The organism is Roseomonas haemaphysalidis, from assembly GCF_017355405.1.
GTDB lineage: Bacteria > Pseudomonadota > Alphaproteobacteria > Acetobacterales > Acetobacteraceae > Pseudoroseomonas > Pseudoroseomonas haemaphysalidis.
On sequence record NZ_CP061177.1, the window covers coordinates 2,205,763 to 2,226,402 of the forward strand.

Below are 20,640 nucleotides of genomic sequence, written 5' to 3' on the forward strand. Positions count from 1 at the left end.
GGGATCAGAGCGGCTTGGTGGCCTTTTCCATCAGGCGCGCGAAGAAACCCTGCTTGGCCGGCGTGGCGGGGGCGGCCTTGCTGGCGGCCAGCAGCGCCTCACGCTCCTTGGTCTTCAGCTTCAGCCACTGGTCCAGCGTCTTGCCGGCCTTGGCGGCGCGCTTGGTTTCATAGGCGCGCTGGCCCTCGGTCATCTTGGGCGCGGCTTCGGGGGCCGCTGCGGGCGTCGCGGGGGGCTTGGGGGGCTTGGCCATCGGTACTCGTCCATCTCGGGGCAGGCGCATGCCGCAGATGCCCGCTGCGGGCGGCCGCATCAAGAGGGGGTTGCGCCGGCACCGCCGCTGCCGCTTGTTGCCGCCCCATGGAACCAAGACTGAAAGCCGGCCTCTGGGCCAAGGCGGCGATCCGCATGGCCGACCTGTCCGGCCGCTCCGCCATGGTGCTGCGAAAGGGCGACGAGGATGCCGGCGGCATCCTGTGCCTCCTGCGCGGGCGCGACGGCTGCGTGGTGCTGGCGCAGACGCGCGACCCGGAAGGCCGCCCCGCGTGGCAGCGCGGCACCGGCCGGCAGCCGGTGCCGGAGCCGGAAGCCGAGGCCTACGTGGCCCGGCAAACGGCGCGCGACCCCGACCTGTGGGTGATCGAGTTCGACACGCCGGACCTCGTGCCGCCGTTCGAGGCCCGGCTGGTGTAGCGGCTCAGCAGACGAAGTCGTTTTCCGCCACCGCCCCGCCCTGGGACACGCGGTGGATGTTGCCGAACATCTGGTTGATGGTGCTGACGAAGTTGTCCGCCGCCATGGCCGCGATGTGCGGCGTGACCACGGCGTTGTCCAGCTTCAGCAGCGGGTGGTCCGCCGGCACCGGCTCCTGCTCATAGACGTCCGTCGCGGCGCCGAGGATCTCGCGCGCCTTGAGTGCCTCCACCAAGTCGCTTTCGATCACCACGCCGCCGCGGGCGCAGTTGATCAGCACGGCCTTGGGCTTCATGGACTGCAGCGCGCGGCGGTCGATCATGCCGGCGGTCTGCGGCGTCATCGGGCAATGCAGGGACACGATGTCGGCCTGGGCCAGGATCTCCGGCACAGTGGCGAAGCGCACGTCCTGCTCGGCTTCCTCGGCGGCGCTCAGCGGGCGGGTCTTGTTGTACAGCACGGGGCAGCCGAAGGCCTTGACCATCCGCGCCACGTTCTGGCCGATCGCGCCGTAGCCGATGATGCCGACGGTCTTGCCGGAGATCATCAGGCTTTCCTTGGGCAGGGTCGTGGTGCGCCAGGCGCCGTTCTCGCGCAGCGTGGCATGGCCGAAGGCCAGGTTGCGCAGCAGCGCGATCATCAGCCCAACGGCGAATTCCGCCACGGGCACGGCATTGCTGCCCGTGGTGCGCGCCACCGTCACGCCCTGCGCCTTGGCGGCATCCAGGTCGAAGTTGTCGACACCCACGCCCCACTTGTGCAGCAGCTTGGCCTGCCGGGCCGCCGCCAGCAGTTCCGCGTTCACGGCGATCTGCCCGGACACGATGTAATCCGCATCCGCCACCAGCGTCTTCAGCTCGGCGGGATCGCGCGAGGTCGCGTGCTCCAGCGTCAGGCCGGGGGGCAGCAGGTCGCGCATGCGCTGCGCCGTGCTGGGGGTGATGGGGTCGATGACCACGATCTTTTCGCTCATGCCCCAGGCATAAAACGGAACCACAGGGCCGAAAATGCCTTTTCCAGGTAGAATTTCACCTGTCAGCCGATTTCCCAGTAATCCTTATCGGTCAGTGAGACGCAGCTCGATCCGGCGGTTCCGTGCCAGGGCCTCGGGGCTGTCGCCAGGGTCCAGGGGCTGGTTGTCGCTGAAGGCGGTGGCGGCCACGTGGTTGGCCGGCAGCCCCTCGTTGATCAGCAGCTGCGCCACCGCGATGGCGCGGGCCGACGAGAGTTCCCAGTTGCTGGCGTAGCGCCCGGTCCCGCGCAACGGGCTGCGGTCGGCATGGCCGTCCACGCGCAGGATCCAGGGCAGCTCGGCCGGAAAGCGCTGGCTGACGTCCTTGAGCACGCCGGCGATGGCGCGGATCTGCTGCACGCCGCCGGCCGACAGGTCGGCACTGCCCACGGGAAACAGCACCTCGCTCTGGAACACGAAGCGGTCGCCGACGATGCGCACCTCCGGCCGGTCGCCCAGCACGTCGCGCAGCCGGCCGAAGAAGTCGCTGCGATAGCGCTGCAGTTCCTCCACCCGGGCGGCGAGGGCGGCGTTCAGCCGCTGCCCCAGCGCGGTGATCTGCGCTTCCTTGTCGCGCCCCGCGGCTTCCTCGGCATCCAGCAACGCCGCGATGCGCGACAGCTCGCCGCGCAGCGCCGTGATCTGCTGGGTCAGCAGCGCCACCTGGGCGCGGGCGCTGTCGGCCAGCCGGGTGTTCTCGGCCGCGGTGCCCTCGGCGGCGCGGCGGGCGGCGGCGGCCGCTTCCGCCTGCTGGCGGCTGGCCGCGGCCAGGGCCTCGGCGGCGGTGCGGGCCTGGGCGTCGCTGCTGGCCCGGTCCAGGGCCGCCTGGGCGCGACGTTCCGCCTCGTCGCGCAGCGCGGTCAGCGCCTGCAGCTGCTGGTTCAGCCGGGCGATGTCGGACAGCCGGGTGGCGATGGTGGCGCGGTCGGCCTGCACCGTGCGGTCCAGCTCGGCGGCGGCGGCCCGCAGGCGGTCCAGCTCGGCGCGGGCGGCGGCAAGGTCGGTTTCGGCCGTGCCGGCCCGGTCCTGCTGCTGCGCCAGGGTGCGGCGCGTTTCGGTCAGGTCGCGCACGGAGGCGGCGGCATCGCCGCCACGCGCATCGGCGCGCGACAACGCTTCCGCCAGCCGTTCCTCCAGGCTGGCGATGCGTTCGGCCGAGCCGCGCGTCGCCGCGTCCTGATCGGCCAGCCGCGCGGCCAGCCGGTCCCGCTCGCCGCGCAGGCTGTCGCGCTCGGCCGCCTGGCGGTCACGCTCGTCGCGCAGCCCGGCGATCTGGGAAAGGGCGTTGTCGCGCGCCACGCTGGCGGCGCGCAGCTCGTCGGTCATGCGGCCTAGGCGGCCGCGCAGTTCCTCGCCCTGGCCGCGCTCCAGCGCCAGGAGGTCAGCCAGCTCGGACACCTGCCGGTTCAGCCGGTCCAGCGCCTGGTCGCGCGACGACAGCGCGACGGACAGGAAGCCCTGCGCCAGAACGAAGACCAGCAGGACGAAGATCAGCACCATCAACAGCGTGGACAGCGCGTCCACATAGCCGGGCCAGGGGTTTGGCCCTTCCCTGTTGCGGCGCAGCGCCATGGGTCAGCCCATCCTCATTCAGCGCGGGCCTTCGTCGGCCAGGGCGGCGATGGTGCGGGCCAGGATCTTGATCTCGCCGCGGATCTCGGCGGTGGCCTGGGCACGGCCCTGGGCCACGTCCTCCACCAGCCGGGACATGTAGATCTCCAGGTTGCGCAGATGCGTCCGGGAGGCCTCGTCCAGCGCGAAGCCGGACTGTGCCTCGGCCATGCGGGTGAGGGTGGGGGCCAGCGCGGCCTGCCCCTCGGCCACGCGTTGCATCAGCACCTGGCTGGCACGCATCTGGTCGGCCAGGACGGACAGCCGCTCGGTCAGCGTCACCAGGGCCTGGCCGCTGGCCGCGCGGCCTTCCTCGCCGCGCGTCATGATGCGTTGCAGGTTTTCCAGGTTTTCCGCGGTCTGCTCCAGCAGCGCCTGCACGTAGGCCGGCACGGAGCCGCCGCCCTCGGCGCCGCCATCGCCCAGCACGCCGGACGACAGGCGCGTCACGCCCGCCAGCCATTCCTCCAGCTCGTTGTAGAAGCGGGTCTGCGCCTGCCCGGCCGTGAGGTCGAGGAAACCCAGCACCAGCGCGCCCGCGAGGCCGAGCATGGAGGAGGAAAAGGCGACGCCCATGCCGCGCAGGGGCTGCGTCAGCCCGGTCTTCAACTGGTTGAACAGCTGGTTGATGTCGCCCGAGCCGACCGACATGGAGGAGATCACCTCCGCCACCGAGCCGATGGTCAGGATCAGCCCCCAGAAGGTGCCCAGCAGGCCCAGAAAGATCGACAGCCCGGTAACGTAGCGCGACAGCTCCCGGCTTTCGTCCAGCCGCGAGGCGATGCCATCCAGCACCGAGCGCATGGCGGGCGCGGACAGGGACAGCCGGTCGCCCCGCCGCGTCGCGAACATCGAAGCCATGGGCGCCAGAAGCTGCGGCGCCCCATGCTTCGCGCCGCCGCGGGCGGGGGCGCCGGCACGTGGCTCGCGGAAGCCCTCCAGCCACGCCACCTCGGGGTTCAGCGTCACCACCTGGCGGATGTTCCAGGCGATGCCGAGCAGCATGACGCCAAGGATCACCGCGTTCAGCACCGGGTTGGCGCCGAAGGCCTCCAGCAGCGGGCCCGACAGCACCGCCGCCAGCACCAGCACGGCCAGCAGGAACACGATCATCCGCAGCAGATAGTGGTTGGGGCGTGTCATGGGCGGGGTGGGGCCTGCTGGCTGCTGGGCGGGGCGGGGGCGGTCTGGCTTTGCGTGGTCAGCGTGGGGCTGGGGCTGCCGGGCGGCAGCAGCTCGACGGCGTTGCGCCCTTCCGCGGTGCGGCCGACAGGGCGCAGGTCGATCCGCTGGCCGTCCAGCCCGCCGGCTTCCAGCGCCCGGCGCACCGCCTGCGCATTGGCCAGCGCCGCGCGGCGGGCAACCGAGATGTCATCGGCCGGACCGTCCACCTGCGCCACCACCGTGACGCGCCCCGTGGTCTGCGCCGTCAGGCGGCGCGCGATGTCGGCCAGGGTGTTGGCGGTGGCCGGGTCGATCCGGCCGGTGGCGGACACGCCCTCAATCCGCCAGCCGCCCTGCGGCAGGTTGCGCATGCTGGGCGGCAGGGCGAACAGCGGCAGGCGGGGTGTGGGCGCGGCGGCGCGCGGCGCCCGGTTCAGGTCCGGCGGCGCCGGCGCGGCGGGGGCGGTGACGGCCGGCGCCTCGGGCTGTGCGCGCCGGGTCACGGCGGCGGGTGCCCCGGCCTGCGCCCAGGCGGCGGCAGGCAGGGCCAGGAGCACGGCCAGGGCGGCCGGACAGATCGGGCGGAAGGGGGCGCGGCGGCGGAAACGCATTGCGCCGCACCCTAGACGCTTCACGGACGGTGCTCAATGAGCACGGCCGATCAGGCCTCGGCGCGGCCCTCGGCGCGGGCGCGGGCGATGGCGGCCACACCTTCATTGACGGCATCGCGCAGCTTGGCCTGCAGAAAGGGATTGCCGCCCACCACGTCGCCGCCCGGATACGGGTCGCCGCCATCGGGCGCCGTCACGTAGCCGCCGGCCTCCTTCAGGATGATGATGCCGGCCGCCATGTCCCAGGGCTTGATACCGAGTTCCCAGTAGCCCTCGTACCGGCCCGCCGCCGTCCAGCACAGATCCAGCGCCGCGGCGCCCATGCGGCGCACGCCGGCCACCTGCGGCATCAGCTTGGCCAGGATGGCGCTGAACTCCGCCTTGCGGCCGATGGAGGCGAAGGGGATGCCGGTGGCGAACACGGCGCTCAGCATGTCGCGGCGGCCGGACACGCGCAGGCGGCGGTCGTTCAGAAAGGCGCCGTTGCCCTTTTCCGCCCAGAACATCTCGCCGGACGCGGGGTTGTAGACGACGCCCGCCATCAGCTCGGAAGTGTTCTCGCCCGTGCGCTTTTCGATGCCCACGGAGATGCACCAGTGCGGGATGCCGTGCAGGAAGTTGGTGGTGCCGTCCAGCGGGTCGATCACCCAGCGCCATTCCCAGTCGGCGTCGCCGGAGGTGCCGTTCTCTTCCGCCAGAAACGCGAAGTTCGGGCGGGCGCGGCCCAGCTCGGCCCGCAGCGTTTCTTCCGAACGCAGGTCGGCCTGGGACACGAAGTCGCCCGGGCCCTTCATGCTGACCTGAAGCTGCTCGACCTCGCCGAAGTCGCGCAACAGGCGCTTGCCGGCCTTCTGCACGGCGGACACGACGACGTTGAGCGCGGGGGAAAGGCGGGCGGACTGGGCCACGGCGGGGGTATCTCCGGCAAGAGCCTGAAACGAAATGCCGCGGCGGGGGCGCCGCCGCGGCGAAGGGCGCGAAGCAAGGCGCCCGGAAGGGCTTAGCCCTTGGCGCGCTCGACGTAGGAGCCGTCCTCGGTCTTCACCACGATCCGCTCGCCGGCGGTGATGAAGGGCGGCACCAGGGTCTTGGCGCCGTTGGACAGCACGGCCGGCTTGTAGGAGGAGGAGGCGGTCTGCCCCTTCACCACCGGGTCGGCCTCGGCCACCGTCAGCGTCACCTGCGCGGGCAGCTCCATGCCCACCGGGTCGCCCTCGATCAGGCGAACGGTGACGGTCATGTTCTCTTCCAGGAAGGCCATGCGGTCGCCCAGGATGGCGGAGGGGACGATGGTCTGCTCGAAGGTCTCGGGGTCCATCAGCACCAGATTGTCGCCGTCGGCGTAGGAGTAGGTGAACTCCTTGTCCTCGGTGGTCAGGCGCTCGACCGTGTCGGCGGTGCGCCAGCGGTCGTCCTTCTTGGTGCCGGTCTTGATGTCGCGCATCTCGACCTGAATGAAGGCGCCGCCCTTGCCCGGGGTGATGATGGCGATCTTCAGCACGGTCCAGCGACGGCCCTCGTACTCGATGACCTGGCCGGGGCGCATCTGGTTGGCCTGCTGCTTCATGGGCGGGGCACCTGTCTTCCGAAGGACTTGAACGAACGAATACGGCCGCACCCCAGGCTGGCCTGGGGACGGGCGGGGCGGGCTTTACTCCGGGAGCAGGGGGGGTGGCAACGGGCAAGGGGCCCCGGCTTGGCCGGGACCCCTTCCGCTCATGGGCCCGAAGGCCCGCCGCCGCGCAGCGTCAGCGCGACTTCTGGTACAGCTTGGAAGCGATCTCGAACATCTCTTCCGGCGCGTAGTCGGGCGTGAAGGCCGAGGGGACGCCGGTCAGCTGGTGGATCTTGCCACCCTCGGGGATGCCATCGACTACCTGCAGCTCGCCGGCCGGGTCGCCCGGCAGCGCCTGCTCACCATTGCCCCAGATGCCGGCGATCTCCTTGTAGTCGTTCGGGCTCCAGGTGTAGAGCCGGCGGTGCGACCCTTCCTGCAGGTACTTCTGGCACTCGGGGATCTTGTCGAGGTTGATGTTCGGCGTCGGCAGGAACTTCTCCAGCTCCACGCCGGTGATCTGCTTCAGCGCCAGGGCATAGGCATGGGCGTGCACCGAGCCGCGCACCAGGAGATAGCCGCAGACCTCGCGGCCCGTCGGGTCGGACAGGGTCTCGTAAACGCGCAGCTTGTGCAGGCGGGCGCCGCATTCCAGGTGGAAGTTGTGCAGCAGGTCGACCACCACGTTGCCCGTGGTCGTGACCATGTCCGCGTTCCAGGACATGCTGTTGCTGTTCACCGGCAGGGAGCCGCCACCGTTCGAGGCGAAGGAGGCGAAGGAACGGATATCCTTCATCGCCTCCATGGGCGACTTGGAGATGTCGCCGCCCGGCTGCATGTCGCCATCATTGTCGGGACCGTTGTTCAGCATGGCCACGCCGTTGCTGACCAGCTCCACATGGCCCAGTTCCTCGGCCGTGATCGAGGCGACCAGGCTGTAGAACGGCTTCAGCTTGTCCTTGGAGCGGAAGTTGAAGCTCTGGAACATGTAGTTCCCGAGCGTGGACATCTCGCCGTACTTGCCACCCAGGAGTTCCTGCAACGCTGCTCCCGCGTTCGGATCTTTCCGCTTGGGGGCCGGCAGTTCAGCTTGAAGCTTGTCGACGCGCATGAACATCGGATCGTTCCATGATGGTGTGCGAAGGAGGAACGGCGTGGCGTGAACATAGTTATAGAAAAAATTAATTCCCGTTTTATGTCACAGCCTCAGCAGTGCAATTCATACGCCTCAAGATGATGAATTATCGGGTGCGCACGTCTGGTTTTGCGCCGCAACATGGTCATCTGCCGCGACACCACATTTTGGGAGTGCCTTCATGGCCGAGAACACCGCGCTGATTGTCGGCGCAAGCGGCATCACCGGCAGCAATCTGGCGCAGGCATTGATTGCCGAGGGCTGGACGGCCTACGGGCTGGCCCGCCGCCCTGACACCGGCCTGGCCGGCCTGCGCCCCGTCGCCGCCGACCTGCTGCAGCCCGAAGCGCTGCGCGCAGCTCTGGCCGAGGTCGCGCCCAGCCACGTGTTCATCACCACCTGGATGCGCAACGCTACGGAAGCGGAGAACATCCGGGTCAACGGCGCCATGGTGCGCAACCTGCTGGACGCCCTGTCGCCCAAGCGTTCGGTCCGGCATGTCGCGCTGGTCACCGGCCTGAAGCACTATCTCGGCCCGTTCGACGCCTATGTGAAAGGTGGCACGCCGCCGCTGACGCCGCTGCGCGAGGACCAGCCGCGCCTGCCGCTGGAAAACTTCTACTATGCCCAGGAGGACGAGGTCTTCGCCGCGGCGGCCCGCGATGGCTTTCACTGGAGCGTGCACCGCCCGCATACCGTGATCGGCAAGGCGGTGGGCAATGCCATGAACCTCGGCACCACGCTCGCGGCCTATGCCTCGATCTGCAAGGCCACCGGCCGGCCGTTCCGCTGGCCTGGCTCGGCCGCGCAATGGAACGGCCTGTCCGACGTGACCGACGCCCGCCTCCTGGCCAAGCAACTGATCTGGGCCTCGACCACCGAGGCGGCGCGCGACACCGCCTTCAACGTGGTGAACGGCGACGTGTGGCGCTGGAGCTGGCTGTGGGGCCGTATCGCCGACTGGTTCGGCGTGGAGGCGGTGGGCTTTGATGGCACCATCCACTCGCTGGAGGCGGAAATGGCGGGCGACGGGCCGCTGTGGCGCGAGCTTGCGCAACGGCATGGCCTGGCGGAGCCGGACCTCGCGCGGCTGGCCTCTCCCTGGCACACCGACCTCGATCTCGGGCGCCCGATCGAGGTGATGACGGACATGAGCCGCAGCCGCCGACTCGGCTTCGCGGCCTTTCAGCCGACTGAGGATTCCTTCACGGATCTGTTTGCGCAGCTGCGGGCCGACCGCCTGATTCCGTGATTCGTCCCGATATCACGCAAGCGTGCCTTTTTTGGTACGCTTGCGTACGGTCTTCTCTCGCCTGATCGTTGACGGCGGCGCTGCTCGCCAGATACACGCATAAAGCTTCGTGAATGATCCGAGAAGTTGAAGCGGGATGGTTTCCCCCCGCTTCACCGGTGCTGGCACGACGAGCGTCATCCGCGGGAGAGCAGCCGGACATGTGCGGAATCGTGGGGTTCGTCAGGGCCGGAGATTTGCCTGACGAGGCATCGGCGCGTGATCTGGTCGCGCGCATGAGCGACCGGCTGCTGCACCGGGGGCCGGATGACGGCGGGTGCTGGACCGACCCGGCAGGTGCCGCCCTAGGCTTTCGCCGCCTGTCGATCATCGACCTGTCCCCGGCGGGACATCAGCCCATGCTGTCGGCCGATGGTCGCTACGCGATGGTGATGAACGGCGAGATCTACAACTTCGGCGACATCCGCGCCGAGATCGAGCAGGCGCGCGGCGCTGTCGCCTGGCGTGGCCATTCCGACACCGAGGTGCTGGTCGAGGCGATCGCGTTGTGGGGCGTCGAGCCGGCGGTCCGGAGGGCCAACGGCATGTTCGCCATTGGCGTCTGGGACCGGCGGGAAAGGGCGCTGTTCCTGGCGCGCGACCGGATCGGCAAGAAGCCGTTGTATTACGGCTGGGCCGGCGAGTGCTTCCTGTTCGGCTCCGAGCTCAAGGCGTTGTGGCCGCACCCGGACTTCGATTTCTCTGTTTCCACCGAGGCGCTGGGCGACTTCCTGCAGCTTGGCTACGTGCCAGGCGAGCGGACGATCTTCGCTTCCGTGAGCAAGCTGCCGGGTGGCACGATCCTGCGGCTCGACCCTTCGGCCAGCCGCCACGCCCCGCCGCGGCCGGTGCCCTATTGGTCGTTGCGGCAGGTCGCCGCCGCCGGGCTGGACGCGCAGGCCGGGGGCAAGGTGCCGGACGAGGCCGAATTGGAAGCCCTGCTGCGGGACGCCGTGGCGCGCCGCATGGTGGCGGATGTCCCGGTCGGGGCCTTTCTGTCCGGCGGCATCGATTCCAGCCTGGTCACGGCCATGATGGCGGAGGGTGCCGCCGAGCCGGTGCGCAGCTTCTCCATCGGCTTCGGCGTGCCGGAATGGAACGAGGCCGAGCACGCCAAGGGTGTTGCCCGCCACATCGGCACCCGCCACGAGGAACTCTACGTGTCGCCGGCCGACCTGGTGGCGGTGGTCGAGGACTTGCCGGCGATCCTGGACGAGCCCTTCGCCGATGATTCCATGATCCCCACGACGTTGCTGTGCCGCCTGGCGCGGCGGCAGGTGACCGTGGCGCTGTCCGGCGATGGTGGCGACGAGTTGTTCGCCGGCTACGCGCGCTACGCCGCGGTCGACCAGTGGTTGTCCCGCCGCAACGCGATGCCGGCCCTGGGGCGCGTGCTGGCCAGCGGATTGGCCAGGGGGCTGGCCGGCCCGGCGGGGCGGTTCAGCGGCGCGCGCATGCAGCGGCGCTTTCTTCTGCTCGGCAGCCTGCTGCACCATGGCGACCCTGACCGGGTGCATGAGATGCTGGTGTCACAGCACCTGCAGCCCGGCGCGCTGTTGCTGGCCGGTGGCGACGCCAAGCGGCCGCTGACGGACGGCACCTTCAACCTCGGCCGGTCCAACGCCATCGACCGCATGACCTTCACGGACACGGCGTCCTATCTGGTGGACGACATCCTGGCCAAGGTGGACCGCGCCAGCATGTCCGCATCCCTGGAGGTGCGCTGCCCGCTGCTGGACTACCGGGTGATCGAGATGTCCTGGCGCTTTCCGGCGGCGGCCAAGTGCCGCAACGGCACGGGCAAGCTGCCGCTGCGCAACATCCTGTACCGCCACGTGCCCCGCGCGCTGGTGGACCGGCCGAAGATGGGCTTCGGCGCGCCGGTCGAGGTGTGGCTGACCAACGAGCTGCGCGGCTGGGCGGAAGCGTTGATGAGCCGCGACGCGCTGGGGCGCCATGGCCTGTTGAACGTCGAGGCCTGCCGCGCGCTGTGGGAAGACTTCACGCAGCGTGGCCGTGGCTGGAACCGGGTGATCTGGAACATCCTGATGTTCCAGGCGTGGCACCAGTCCATGCAACTCCGAGAGACGCGGAGCATGGAGCCGATCGCCGCCTGAGGCGGCGGCTCTCAGCCCGCCAGCTTGTGCAGGTGGCGGTGCAGCTGCTCGGTGTTGTGGCGCCAGTTGAAGCGCTCGGCGCTTTCCCGCACCGCGGCCTGGGCCGGGGGGTCGGCCAGGATCTCGCGGATCGCGGCGGCAAAGGCGGCGGGGGTGCGCTGCCGCAGCAGCCGGCCGGCGGCGGGGCGGTCCACCGCCTCGGCCGCGCCGTCCACCTCCGGCGTGACCACGGGGGTGCCGCAGGCCATCGCCTCGATCCAGGCGTTGGCCAGCCCTTCGCTGGCGGAGGCCAGCGCCATGACGTCGGCGGCCGCGAGCATCGCGGGCAGCTCGGCATGCGGCACGCTGCCCAGCAGGCGCACCCGGTCCGCGACGCCCCGGGATTCGGCCAGCGCCTGCAGCTTGGCCCGATCCGGCCCGTCGCCGGCGACCAGCAGCGTGGCGCCCGGGATATCGGCTACTGCTTCGATCACGATGTCATGACCCTTGCGGGGAATCAGCGCGCCGAGGCTGATCACCAGTGGCCCGGCGATGCCGAGGCGCGCCTTGGCCGCCACCCGGTCCTGCGGCCTGAAGCGCTCCAGGTCCACGCCCGTGTAGTGCACCGCGATGCGCTCGCCATCCATGCCCATGCCGATCATGTCCCGGCGCAGGGAGGCGGCAACGGCGAGCATGCCATGCGCCTCGGCCGCCGCGCGGCGGACCTGGCCGCGGCAGCCGGCGCGGTTGCCCCAGTAGTGGATGTCCGCGCCGCGCGCCTTGACGGAAAACGGCACGCCGAACTCCGCGGCCAGCACCCGCGCGGCGGGGCCGTCGGGGAAAAAGAACTGGGCGTCAATGACGTCGAACCGGAAGCCCTCTTCCCGCCAGCGGCGCAACACGGGGCGCGCGGCGCGCACCAGCAGGGCCGGGTTCAGCGGCGCGCTGAGGCGCGGGATCACGCGCATGCGCGGCCGGGCCACGGGCACGCCCTTCCACACGTCCTGCAACGGCAGGGTCCGCAGCTTGGCGTAGTGCGGCAGGCGGTCCAGCGGCGGCAGCGGCATGGGGATGGGATTGACCACGCGCAATTCCACGTCGTCGCAGGCCGCCAGGCGCAGGGTCTGGTTTTCCACAAACACCCCGAAATTCGGCTGGACCGGATTCGGGAACAGGGTCGACAGGGTGACCACACGGAGCATGGCGCCCGCATTAGCACGGCCATGCTCGTGGCATAGGGGGAAAGCGGTGCCTATTGCGCCACGCGCCCGAACACGGCGTGCAACAGCGCATACAGCCCGCCGCCCGCCAGAAAGCCGACGATGGTGCCGTTGATCCGGACGAACTGCAGGTCCCGCCCCACGCGCAGCTCGATCTTGTCGACCACCGTCGCGGTGTCCCAGTTGCCGACCACCTGCGCGATAAAGCCGGACAGCTGTTCCTGCGCCCGGGGCAGGGCGCCGCGCGCCATGCGTTCCACGGTGCCGTTGACGCGGGCGCGCGCCGCCTCGTCCTGGCCGAGCAGGGTGCCAACATTGCCCAACAGGCCGGAGATCAACGCCACGCTGCGGCCATCGGCGCGCCCGGCATCGGCGGCCAGCGCCGCCTTCAGCCGATCCCACACGTCCATCAGCCACGCATTGACCGTGGGGTGGGCCATGGCGTCGCGCATGGCCCGGCCGATGGTGGCCGCGCGTTCCGGATCGTTTTCCAGCTTGTCGATCTCGGCCAGGAGCCAGGTTTCGAAGGCGGCGCGCAGCTCGCTGTCGTCGGGCTCGATCTTTTCCAGCTCCTGGCTCAGCGAGCCGAGCACGCGCCGCGCCACGGCGGCGCCGGCCAGCCAGCCGACCAGCGCGCCGCCTTCCGCCCGCACCCGCGCCTGGATCGCTTCCTGCAGGCTGCTTTCTTTGGATTTCAGCACCGCGCGCACCTGTGTCACCGCCAGGCCGAACACCTCCTGGTGCTGGCCGCCGGCCATCAGGGTCCGCAACAGCCGCGCCAGCATGCGCGCGGCGGCGGGGCCGGACACGATGCGCGGCAGCAGCCGGGCCAGCAGCCGGCGGGCGCGCCCGTCTTCCAGCGACAGCAGGATGCGCGGCAGGCTGGCGGTCAGGGCCTCGGCCGCCGGGCGGGTGTTGGCGGGGTCGGCCAGGACGCGCTTGAGGATGGACGCCACGTCGATCCGCTGCATCACCCGCGCGAGCTCGGCCTCGGTGAACACGTGGTTGGCCACGAACCGGCCAAGGCCACGCCCCAGGCGCTCCTTCTGATTGGGAATGATGGCGGTGTGCGGGATGGGCAGGCCCATCGGCCGCCGGAACAGCGCGGTGACGGCGAACCAGTCGGCGAGGCCGCCGACCAGCCCGGCCTTGGCGGCGGCCTGCAGCAGGTCTGTGGCATAGCCGGGCGGCATCCAGTAGGCGCCCAGCATCAGCCCCGCCATCACCACCAGCAATCCGCCGGCGAAGGTGCGGTAGCGGGACAGGTTCCGGCGAAGCGCGGCGTCTGGGTCGGGCAGGGGCGTGGTGTGCATCGCGGGGGAAGCTGGGGCGGATCGCATGGCACCGCAACGGGGCGTGGCGCCCCGCCGTTGCGCTTTGCCCTGGCCTGGGTTGCGCGGCCGACGCTTTGCGTGCAACCGGCGTGATGTTATGACATAACACATCATGCCGATGCCGCCCTTCACCGATCCACTCGCGCTTTCTGCCGGAGCCGCTGCCCGTCTGGCATGGGCCGCCGTGTTGCTCGCCGTGCTGTGGGGCGCCGTGGCCTGGGCGCGGCTGGCATGATCCGCCTGGACAATCTCACCCTGACGCATGGCCGCCGCGCCGCCGTGCACCACGTGACCGGCGAATTTGCGTCCGGCAGCCTGACGGCCATCGTCGGGCCGAACGGCGCCGGCAAATCCACGCTGCTGCGGGCCATCGCCGGGCTGCACCGGCCGGGCGGCGGCAGCGTCGCCGCGCCGCGGCAGGGCATCGCGCTGCTGCCGCAGGTGGCGGCGGTGGACCGCGCTTTTCCGGTCTGCTGCCTGGACGTGGTGCAGTTCGGCCACTGGGCGCGGGCGGGCGCGTTCCGCGCCATCCGCCCGGCCGAGCGCGCGCGCTCGGTCCAGGCGCTGGCGGCGGTGGGGCTGGAAGGCTTCGAGCGGCGGCCGGTGGGCAGCCTGTCCGTCGGCCAGTTCCAGCGCGTGCTGTTCGCCCGCCTGCTGGTGCAGGACGCGCCGGTGATCCTGCTGGACGAGCCGTTCAACGCCCTGGATGCCCGCACCATCCACGACCTGCTGGCTTTGGTGCGCCGCTGGCATGGCGAGGGGCGCACCGTGGTGGCCGTGCTGCACGACATCGCCCTGGTGGAGCGGGAGTTTCCCGAAACCCTGCTCCTGGCCCGCGAAGCCATTGCCTGGGGGCCGACGGCGGAAGCCCTGTCCCCCGCCAACCGCCTGCGCGCCCGCATGATGGCCGAGGCCTGGATGGACGACGCCGAGGCCTGCACCCGCGACGCGGCCTGATGATGGACCTGCTGTTCGGCCCCTTCATCGAATTCGGCTTTCTGCGCCGCGCGCTGGTGGGCTGCATGGCGCTGTCGCTGGCCGCGCCCCCGCTCGGCGTGTTTCTGATGCTGCGGCGCATGAGCCTGACCGCCGATGTCCTGGCGCATGGCATCCTGCCTGGCATCGCCGCCGGCTTTCTGGTGGCCGGCCTGTCCGTCACCGCCATGTCGGTGGGGGGATTGTTCGCCGGGCTGGTGGTGGCGCTGGGGGCGGGCGCCCTGTCACGCGCCACCGGCGGGCGGGAGGATGCGGCGCTGGCCGCCCTGTATCTCGTGGCGCTGGCGCTGGGCGTGACGCTGATCTCCACCAGGGCCGGCTCGGTTGAGTTGTCGCACCTGCTGTTCGGATCCGTGCTGGGGGTGGATGACCCGGCGCTGTTCATGATGGCCGGCGTGTCCAGCCTGACGCTGCTGGCCCTGGCCTTCGCCTGGCGCCCGCTGGTGCTGGAATGCTTCGACCCTTCCTTCGCCGCCGCGGCCGGGGCGCGGGGCGGGCTGTGGCACCTGCTGTTCCTAGGGCTGGTGGTGCTGAACGTGCTGGCCGCCTTCCAGGCACTGGGCACGCTGATGGCGGTGGGGCTGATGATGCTGCCCGCCGTGGCCGCCCGCCATTGGGCCCGCAGCGTGGGGGGCATGGCCTATGCCTCCGTCGCCATCGCGCTGTTCTCGTCTGCCGCCGGGCTGCTGCTGTCCTATCACCTGGACCTGCCCAGCGGGCCGGCCATCGTGCTGGTGGCGGGCGGGTGCTGGGTGGTGTCGCTGGTGGCGGGGCCGGTGGATGGCCTGCTTGCGCGCTGGCTGAAGCGGCCGCATCTGGCGGGGTAGGGCGGATCATCGCCCGCGAGGGAGAGACTCCGCATGGAACAGCGTGCATTGGGCAAGGCCGGTTTCAGCGTCGCGCCGCTGTGCTTCGGCGGCAACGTCTTCGGCTGGACGGCGGACGAGGCAATGTCCTTCAAGCTGCTGGACGCCTTTGTCGCAGGTGGCGGCAATTTCATCGACACGGCGGATGTTTATTCCCGCTGGGCGCCGGGCCATGTGGGCGGCGAGTCCGAGGCCATCATCGGCAAGTGGCTGAAGGCACGGGGCGGGCGGGACAAGGTGGTGATCGCCACCAAGACCGGCGCCGAGATGACCCCGACCGACAAGGGCCTGGCCCCCGCGCGCGTGGAACAACAGATCGAGGCCTCGCTGAAGCGCCTCGGCACCGACTACGTGGATCTCTATTATTCCCACCGGGACGATGCCGAGACCCCGATGGAAGAGGTGCTGCGGACCTACGACCGGTTGATCAAGGCCGGCAAGGTGCGCGCCATCGGCGCTTCCAACTTTTCCGCCGACCGCCTGAAGCTGGCGCTGGACACCGCGGACCGTGACGGCCTGCCGCGCTACACCGTGCTGCAGCCGCTGTACAACCTGTACGACCGCGAGTTCGAGGGCGCCTTGCAGGACCTGTGCGTCGCCGAGAACGTTGCCGTCGCGCCCTATTACACGCTGGCCAGCGGCTTTCTAACGGGCAAGTACCGCGAGCAGTCCGACCTGGGTCAGAGCGCGCGTGGCGGCAAGATCGGCACCAACTACCTGAACGAGAAGGGTCACAGGGTGCTGGCCGCGATGGACGCCGTGGCGGCGCGGTTGAACGTCAAGCTGTCCCAGGTCGCCTTTGCCTGGCTTGCGGCGAAGCCCTCGGTCGTCGCGCCGATCGCCAGCGCCACCAAGCCGGAGCAGTTGCAGGAGCTGCTGGCCGCCGCCGACCTGAAGCTGGATGCCGAGGCGATGGCGGCGCTCGACGCCGCCGGCGCCTGACGCTTGCACCCGGGCGGGGCGGGGCGCCATGCTGCGCCGCACCCTGCCCGGAGGCCCCATGTCCCTCGATGCCCTCGCCGCAAGCGTCCGCCGGCAGCTCGCCCTTTTGGACTACCCGGCGCATGACTGGGTGCCGGCGGCGCCGGCGGGCGTGCTGGATGTCGCCATCATCGGTGGCGGCCAGACCGGGCTGGCGACGGCCTTCGCCCTGCAGCGCCAGAAGGTCGGCAACATCGCGGTCTTCGACCGCGCCGCGCCCGGCGGTGCGGGGGTCTGGACCACCTTCGCGCGCATGCGCACCCTGCGCACCCCCAAGCACGTCACCGGCCCCGACCTCGGCATCCCCGCCCTGACGCCGCGCGCGTTTTTCGAGGCACGGGACGGCGAGGCGGCGTGGCAGGCCTTGCGCAAGATCGGCCGCGAGGACTGGCAGCATTACCTGGACTGGTATGCCCGCGTGCTGGACCTGCCGGTGCGGCACGAGCACGCGCTGGAAGCCATCGAGCCCGATGGCGCCCTGTTGCGGCTGCGCTTCGGCACGCCACGGGGCACCGTGGAACTGCGCGCGCGCCGGCTGGTGCTGGCCACCGGCATGGACGGCTCCGGCGCCTGGGTGACGCCGCGCCCGTTCGACCGGCTGCCACCGGACCGGGTGCTGCACACGGCGCAGGAAATCGACTTCGCCGGGCTGGCTGGCAAGCGGCTGCTGGTGATCGGCGCCGGCGCCTCGGCCTTTGACAACCTGGCCACGGCGCTGGAAGCCGGGGCGGACCATGCGCGGATGCTGGTGCGGCGCCCGCGCATGCCGCGCATCAACCCCTTCCGCTGGATGGAGCAGGCAGGGTTCCTGGGCCAGCAGCACGCCTTGCCGGACCTGCTGAAGTGGCGCTTCACGCGGCACATCTTCGAGCTGAACCAGCCGCCGCCGCAGGAAAGCTGGGACCGCGTGGCCGGCGACCCGCGCTTTGCCATCACCATGGGCGCGCCGGTGCTGGACGCGCGCATGGCCGATGGCGCGGTGGTGCTGGACACGCCGCAAGGCGCCTTCCGGGCCGATGCGGTGATCCTCGGCACCGGCAGCACCGTCGACCTCGGGCTGCGGCCGGAGCTGGCGCCCTTCGCGCACCAGATCCGCCTGTGGCGCGACGCCTTCACCCCGCCGGCCGGCGAGGACAGCGCGCTCTGCGCTGCCTCGCCCTATCTGTCGGACGACTTTTCCTTCCAGGAAAAGCAGCCGGGCGCGGCGCCGTTCCTGTCGCGCATCCACTGCGTCACCTATGCGGCCACGCTGTCCATGGGCCTGTCCGGCGCCAGCATCAGCGGCATGAAATACGGCGTGCCGCGGCTGGCCGACGGCATCTGCCGCGCGCTGTGGCGGGAGGATGCGGAGCATCACCTCGCCGCCCTGCAGGCCTTCGACCTGCAGGAGCTGACCTCGCTGATCCCGGAGGAACTGGTGGAGGAAGCGGCGCGATGAGCAAGTCCTCGGCCCTGAGCACGCATGTGCTGGATACCGCCAGGGGCCGCCCCGCCGCCGGCGTCGCGGTGGAGCTGTGGCGCATGGAGCCGGCACCCGCCCTGGTGACGCGCGCCACCACCAACGCGGATGGACGCACGGATGCGCCGCTGCTGGATGCCGCGAGCTTCCAGCCCGGGCGCTACGAGCTGCGCTTCGCGGTGGGTGCCTATTTCGGGGAAGGCTTTCTCGACCAAGTGGTGCTGAACGTCGGGCTGCGGGCGGGGGAAGGGCATTACCATGTGCCGCTCCTGTGCTCCCCCTGGTCGTATTCGACCTATCGCGGTTCCTGACGGGGGGGGGCGTCAGTAAACCGGGGCGTCGTCCAGCTCGGGCGGCGGGTTGGCGGTCGGGTCGCGGGCGATCAGCCCGGCGTCGTTTTCCGCGAACTTGCCGACGCGCACGCCCACCGGCCAGCAAGCCAGCTCCTCGGCGGGGCTCGGCAGCAGCATCTCCTGCAATTCGTCGGGCGAGGCCTCCTCCTCGCCCAGCCAGGCGGGCCACAGCTCCGGCGGCAGGATCACCGGCATGCGGTGGTGCACCAGGGCCTGCTTCTCGTTGGCCTCGGTGGTGACGATGGAGAAGGTGCGCAGCCAGTTGCCGTCCGGCTGCTGCCAGCCTTCCCACAGCCCGGCGAGCGCCATCGGCTCGCCGGACGCCAGGGCGACGGCATAGGGCTGCTTCTTCTCGCTCTCCTGCCGCCATTCGTAGAAGCCATCCGCCGGCACCAGACAGCGGCGCTTGCTGAAGGCCTCGCGGAAAGAGGGTTTCTCGGCGATGCCGTCCGCGCGGGCGTTCATCAGCTTGGCGCCGCCGCTGCTGTCCTTGGCCCAACGGGGCACGAGGCCCCAGCGCAGCGTGCCGAGGTGGCGGGCGCCATCCTGCGGGTTGCGCCGGACCACCAGGGAGTCCTGCGTCGGCGCCACGTTCCAGGATGCCGGGTGGTTGGGCACCGCCCCGCCGGTCTCGAAATACTGCGCGAGACCCGCGGGGTCGCGTTGCAGAAAGAAGCGCCCGCACATGCTCAGACGCGCCGGACGTTCCAGAACGATGCCTGGCCGACCGGCATGTCCTGGAGATTGGCGCGATACGCCTGCAGCCGCCGGTATTCGCCGAGCGGCACGTAGGGCACGTCGGCGATGGCCTCGGTCTGCATGGCGCGCGCCACCTGCTTCTGCGTGTCGAGGTCGGGAGCGGCGAACCAGTCCTGGCGCAGCGCCTCGATCCTGGCATTCTCCGGCCAGCCGAACCAGGCGCGGGCGCCGTTGGTGCGCAGCGCCAGGTGGCCCGCCGGGTCGATGGTGCTGGACAGGCCGGTGCAGAAGGCGCTCCAGCCGCCCTTCTCCACCGGCTCGCGCGAGGAGCGGCGCTGGCTGATGGTGCCCCAGTCGCCCACCTGGGTGTCCACGTTCATGCCGGCCTCGCGCATGGTGTGGCCGGCGACCTCGGCCAGGGCGCGCAGGGTCGGGTAGTCCTCGGCCTGCAGCATCACGACCTTTTCGCCGTTGTAGCCGGCGGCGGCCAGGTCGCGCTTCACCTTGGCCATGTCGCGTGGGCCCTTGAACACCTCCAGCGCCGCGTCGTTGGCTAGCGGGCTGTCGGCGCTGAAGCAGCCGACATGCGCCTTCCAGCCCGCTTCGTCGGTGCCATAGGCCGCCTGCATGAAGGCTTCCTGGTCGATCGCGCCCAGCACGGCGCGGCGGATGGCCGGGTTGTTGAAGGGCGGGTGCAGGTGGTTGAAGCGCAGGATGGTGCTGTAGAAGTCGTCGCCATAGGCCACCTTGAGCTGGCGGCTGCGCGCCAGCATGGGCGACAGGTCGCTGCTGGTGCTCTCAATCCAGTCGATCTCGCCGTTCATCAGCGCGCCGGCCGCCGTGGCGAGGTCCGGGATGATCTGCCATTCCACCCGTTCGAACATCGCGCGCTTGGGGCCGGCGGTGCGGCTGGGCGTGCCGGGGGCGGGCACGTAATCGGCGTTGCGGGCATAGACCACGCGGGCGCCGGCAAGCCGCTCGTTGGCCACGAAGCGGAAGGGGCCGCTGCCGACCATCTCGGTCACCTGCTGCGTGGACGGCGTGGCCGCCAGCCGCTCCGGCATGATCACGGGGATGGAGGCGCCGATCTTGCCCAGCGCCTGCGGCAGGGTCGGGAAGGGCCGCTTGAAGCGGAAGCGCAGGGTCTTGTCGTCCACGGCCGTGATCTCGTCGGCGGCGCCGATGACCTCGAGCCCGTACATGTCCCGCGTGCCCCAGCGGCGGATGCTGGCCACGCAGTCGCGGGCCCGCACCGGCTCGCCGTCATGGAACTTCAGCCCGTCGCGCAGCGTCAGCGTCCAGTCCTTGAAGTCCGGGGTGTGCTGGTGGCCCGCGACCATCTGCGGATGCGCATTGAAGTTCACGTCCAGGCCATAGAGCGTGTCGAACACCATGAAGGCGTGGTTGGTCGTCACCGCCGCGGTGGTGAAGATGGGGTCGAGCACCGCGAGGTCGGCCTGCGGCACGAAGCGCAGCGTACTGGCATTCTGGGCCTGGGACAGGCGGGGGGCGGCGAGCAGCGCGGCGCCGGTGCCGAGCAGGGCGCGGCGGGACAGGGGCATGG

Annotated in this window: 20 protein-coding genes; 8 read left to right on the top strand and 12 right to left on the bottom strand. The window is 70.7% G+C overall.

The genetic code is table 11. The annotated features are described in order from the left end of the window. Window positions 1-4 precede the first annotated feature (4 nt). The gene (locus IAI59_RS10225) at window positions 5-253 is read right to left on the bottom strand and encodes a hypothetical protein (RefSeq protein WP_237180569.1); all 249 of its coding nucleotides are present in this window, start codon (window positions 251-253) and stop codon (window positions 5-7) included. A gap of 107 nt (window positions 254-360) precedes the next feature. Between IAI59_RS10225 and IAI59_RS10230 the strand changes: the two genes are divergently transcribed. After that, the gene (locus tag IAI59_RS10230) at window positions 361-693 is read left to right on the top strand and encodes a DUF1491 family protein (protein ID WP_207416431.1); all 333 of its coding nucleotides are present in this window, start codon (window positions 361-363) and stop codon (window positions 691-693) included. A gap of 4 nt (window positions 694-697) precedes the next feature. Here IAI59_RS10230 and IAI59_RS10235 read toward each other — a convergent pair whose 3' ends face one another. From IAI59_RS10235 to IAI59_RS10265, 7 genes are all read right to left on the bottom strand, one after another. Continuing rightward, the gene (locus IAI59_RS10235) at window positions 698-1,666 is read right to left on the bottom strand and encodes a 2-hydroxyacid dehydrogenase (RefSeq protein WP_207416432.1); all 969 of its coding nucleotides are present in this window, start codon (window positions 1,664-1,666) and stop codon (window positions 698-700) included. An 84-nt stretch (window positions 1,667-1,750) separates the two neighbouring features. Next, a complete protein-coding gene (locus IAI59_RS10240; protein WP_207416433.1) occupies window positions 1,751-3,277 on the bottom strand; it encodes a peptidoglycan -binding protein in 1,527 nt (508 codons plus the stop codon). A gap of 18 nt (window positions 3,278-3,295) precedes the next feature. Beyond that, window positions 3,296-4,459 (bottom strand): MotA/TolQ/ExbB proton channel family protein, encoded by a 1,164-nt coding sequence (locus tag IAI59_RS10245; RefSeq protein ID WP_207416434.1) that lies wholly within the window; start codon window positions 4,457-4,459, stop codon window positions 3,296-3,298. Then, window positions 4,456-5,091, bottom strand: coding sequence for an OmpA family protein (locus IAI59_RS10250; RefSeq protein WP_207416435.1), 636 nt, complete (start codon window positions 5,089-5,091; stop codon window positions 4,456-4,458). Before IAI59_RS10250 ends, IAI59_RS10245 begins: the two co-directional genes overlap by 4 nt. Window positions 5,092-5,141: 50 nt before the next feature. Continuing rightward, window positions 5,142-5,999 (bottom strand): inositol monophosphatase family protein, encoded by an 858-nt coding sequence (locus IAI59_RS10255; RefSeq protein ID WP_207416436.1) that lies wholly within the window; start codon window positions 5,997-5,999, stop codon window positions 5,142-5,144. Window positions 6,000-6,091: 92 nt separating this feature from the next. Beyond that, entirely contained in the window at window positions 6,092-6,658 is a 567-nt protein-coding gene (efp, locus tag IAI59_RS10260) for an elongation factor P (RefSeq protein WP_207416437.1), read from the bottom strand. 181 nt (window positions 6,659-6,839) lie between these two features. Next, window positions 6,840-7,763 (bottom strand): manganese catalase family protein, encoded by a 924-nt coding sequence (locus IAI59_RS10265; RefSeq protein WP_207416438.1) that lies wholly within the window; start codon window positions 7,761-7,763, stop codon window positions 6,840-6,842. Between the two features lie 199 nt (window positions 7,764-7,962). Here IAI59_RS10265 and IAI59_RS10270 point away from each other — a divergent pair, with 199 nt between their 5' ends. Continuing rightward, entirely contained in the window at window positions 7,963-9,033 is a 1,071-nt protein-coding gene (locus IAI59_RS10270) for an SDR family oxidoreductase (protein ID WP_207416439.1), read from the top strand. A gap of 200 nt (window positions 9,034-9,233) precedes the next feature. Continuing rightward, entirely contained in the window at window positions 9,234-11,189 is a 1,956-nt protein-coding gene (gene asnB / locus IAI59_RS10275) for an asparagine synthase (glutamine-hydrolyzing) (protein ID WP_207416440.1), read from the top strand. 11 nt (window positions 11,190-11,200) lie between these two features. Here the strand turns inward: asnB and IAI59_RS10280 are convergent, their stop codons facing one another. Then, window positions 11,201-12,370, bottom strand: a complete 1,170-nt coding sequence (locus IAI59_RS10280) for a glycosyltransferase (protein WP_207416441.1) — start codon at window positions 12,368-12,370, stop codon at window positions 11,201-11,203. 50 nt (window positions 12,371-12,420) lie between these two features. After that, window positions 12,421-13,701: a DUF445 domain-containing protein gene (locus IAI59_RS10285; RefSeq protein ID WP_237180570.1), complete on the bottom strand. Its 1,281-nt coding sequence runs from the start codon at window positions 13,699-13,701 to the stop codon at window positions 12,421-12,423. Between the two features lie 252 nt (window positions 13,702-13,953). Between IAI59_RS10285 and IAI59_RS10290 the strand changes: the two genes are divergently transcribed. Genes IAI59_RS10290 through uraH form a run of 5 tightly spaced genes read left to right on the top strand, consistent with a single transcriptional unit; the run spans window position 13,954 to window position 18,335 of the window. Then, a complete protein-coding gene (locus IAI59_RS10290; protein WP_207416443.1) occupies window positions 13,954-14,679 on the top strand; it encodes a metal ABC transporter ATP-binding protein in 726 nt (241 codons plus the stop codon). Then, complete coding sequence (locus IAI59_RS10295) at window positions 14,679-15,545, top strand: metal ABC transporter permease (protein WP_207416445.1); 867 nt, start codon at window positions 14,679-14,681, stop codon at window positions 15,543-15,545. The genes IAI59_RS10290 and IAI59_RS10295 overlap by 1 nt, the downstream gene beginning before the upstream one ends. Before the next feature lie 33 nt (window positions 15,546-15,578). Next, window positions 15,579-16,526, top strand: a complete 948-nt coding sequence (locus tag IAI59_RS10300) for an aldo/keto reductase (RefSeq protein ID WP_207416447.1) — start codon at window positions 15,579-15,581, stop codon at window positions 16,524-16,526. 58 nt (window positions 16,527-16,584) lie between these two features. Continuing rightward, complete coding sequence (locus tag IAI59_RS10305) at window positions 16,585-18,003, top strand: NAD(P)-binding domain-containing protein (protein WP_237180571.1); 1,419 nt, start codon at window positions 16,585-16,587, stop codon at window positions 18,001-18,003. Continuing rightward, entirely contained in the window at window positions 18,000-18,335 is a 336-nt protein-coding gene (gene uraH, locus IAI59_RS10310; RefSeq protein ID WP_207416452.1) for a hydroxyisourate hydrolase, read from the top strand. The genes IAI59_RS10305 and uraH overlap by 4 nt, the downstream gene beginning before the upstream one ends. Before the next feature lie 12 nt (window positions 18,336-18,347). Here uraH and IAI59_RS10315 read toward each other — a convergent pair whose 3' ends face one another. Both IAI59_RS10315 and IAI59_RS10320 read right to left on the bottom strand, forming a co-directional pair. Then, entirely contained in the window at window positions 18,348-19,064 is a 717-nt protein-coding gene (locus tag IAI59_RS10315; protein ID WP_207416453.1) for an SOS response-associated peptidase, read from the bottom strand. Between the two features lie 2 nt (window positions 19,065-19,066). Continuing rightward, complete coding sequence (locus IAI59_RS10320; RefSeq protein WP_207416605.1) at window positions 19,067-20,638, bottom strand: ABC transporter substrate-binding protein; 1,572 nt, start codon at window positions 20,636-20,638, stop codon at window positions 19,067-19,069. Window positions 20,639-20,640 lie beyond the last annotated feature (2 nt).

Coding starts and splice junctions, on each gene's coding strand:
- IAI59_RS10225 (WP_237180569.1), bottom strand. CDS start 253: ATGGCCAAGCCCCCCAAGCCCCCCGCGACGCCCGCAGCGGCCCCCGAA.
- IAI59_RS10230 (WP_207416431.1), top strand. CDS start 361: ATGGAACCAAGACTGAAAGCCGGCCTCTGGGCCAAGGCGGCGATCCGC.
- IAI59_RS10235 (WP_207416432.1), bottom strand. CDS start 1,666: ATGAGCGAAAAGATCGTGGTCATCGACCCCATCACCCCCAGCACGGCG.
- IAI59_RS10240 (WP_207416433.1), bottom strand. CDS start 3,277: ATGGCGCTGCGCCGCAACAGGGAAGGGCCAAACCCCTGGCCCGGCTAT.
- IAI59_RS10245 (WP_207416434.1), bottom strand. CDS start 4,459: ATGACACGCCCCAACCACTATCTGCTGCGGATGATCGTGTTCCTGCTG.
- IAI59_RS10250 (WP_207416435.1), bottom strand. CDS start 5,091: ATGCGTTTCCGCCGCCGCGCCCCCTTCCGCCCGATCTGTCCGGCCGCC.
- efp (WP_207416437.1), bottom strand. CDS start 6,658: ATGAAGCAGCAGGCCAACCAGATGCGCCCCGGCCAGGTCATCGAGTAC.
- IAI59_RS10265 (WP_207416438.1), bottom strand. CDS start 7,763: ATGTTCATGCGCGTCGACAAGCTTCAAGCTGAACTGCCGGCCCCCAAG.
- IAI59_RS10270 (WP_207416439.1), top strand. CDS start 7,963: ATGGCCGAGAACACCGCGCTGATTGTCGGCGCAAGCGGCATCACCGGC.
- asnB (WP_207416440.1), top strand. CDS start 9,234: ATGTGCGGAATCGTGGGGTTCGTCAGGGCCGGAGATTTGCCTGACGAG.
- IAI59_RS10280 (WP_207416441.1), bottom strand. CDS start 12,370: ATGCTCCGTGTGGTCACCCTGTCGACCCTGTTCCCGAATCCGGTCCAG.
- IAI59_RS10285 (WP_237180570.1), bottom strand. CDS start 13,701: ATGCACACCACGCCCCTGCCCGACCCAGACGCCGCGCTTCGCCGGAAC.
- IAI59_RS10290 (WP_207416443.1), top strand. CDS start 13,954: ATGATCCGCCTGGACAATCTCACCCTGACGCATGGCCGCCGCGCCGCC.
- IAI59_RS10295 (WP_207416445.1), top strand. CDS start 14,679: ATGATGGACCTGCTGTTCGGCCCCTTCATCGAATTCGGCTTTCTGCGC.
- IAI59_RS10300 (WP_207416447.1), top strand. CDS start 15,579: ATGGAACAGCGTGCATTGGGCAAGGCCGGTTTCAGCGTCGCGCCGCTG.
- IAI59_RS10305 (WP_237180571.1), top strand. CDS start 16,585: ATGTCCCTCGATGCCCTCGCCGCAAGCGTCCGCCGGCAGCTCGCCCTT.
- uraH (WP_207416452.1), top strand. CDS start 18,000: ATGAGCAAGTCCTCGGCCCTGAGCACGCATGTGCTGGATACCGCCAGG.
- IAI59_RS10315 (WP_207416453.1), bottom strand. CDS start 19,064: ATGTGCGGGCGCTTCTTTCTGCAACGCGACCCCGCGGGTCTCGCGCAG.
- IAI59_RS10320 (WP_207416605.1), bottom strand. CDS start 20,638: ATGCCCCTGTCCCGCCGCGCCCTGCTCGGCACCGGCGCCGCGCTGCTC.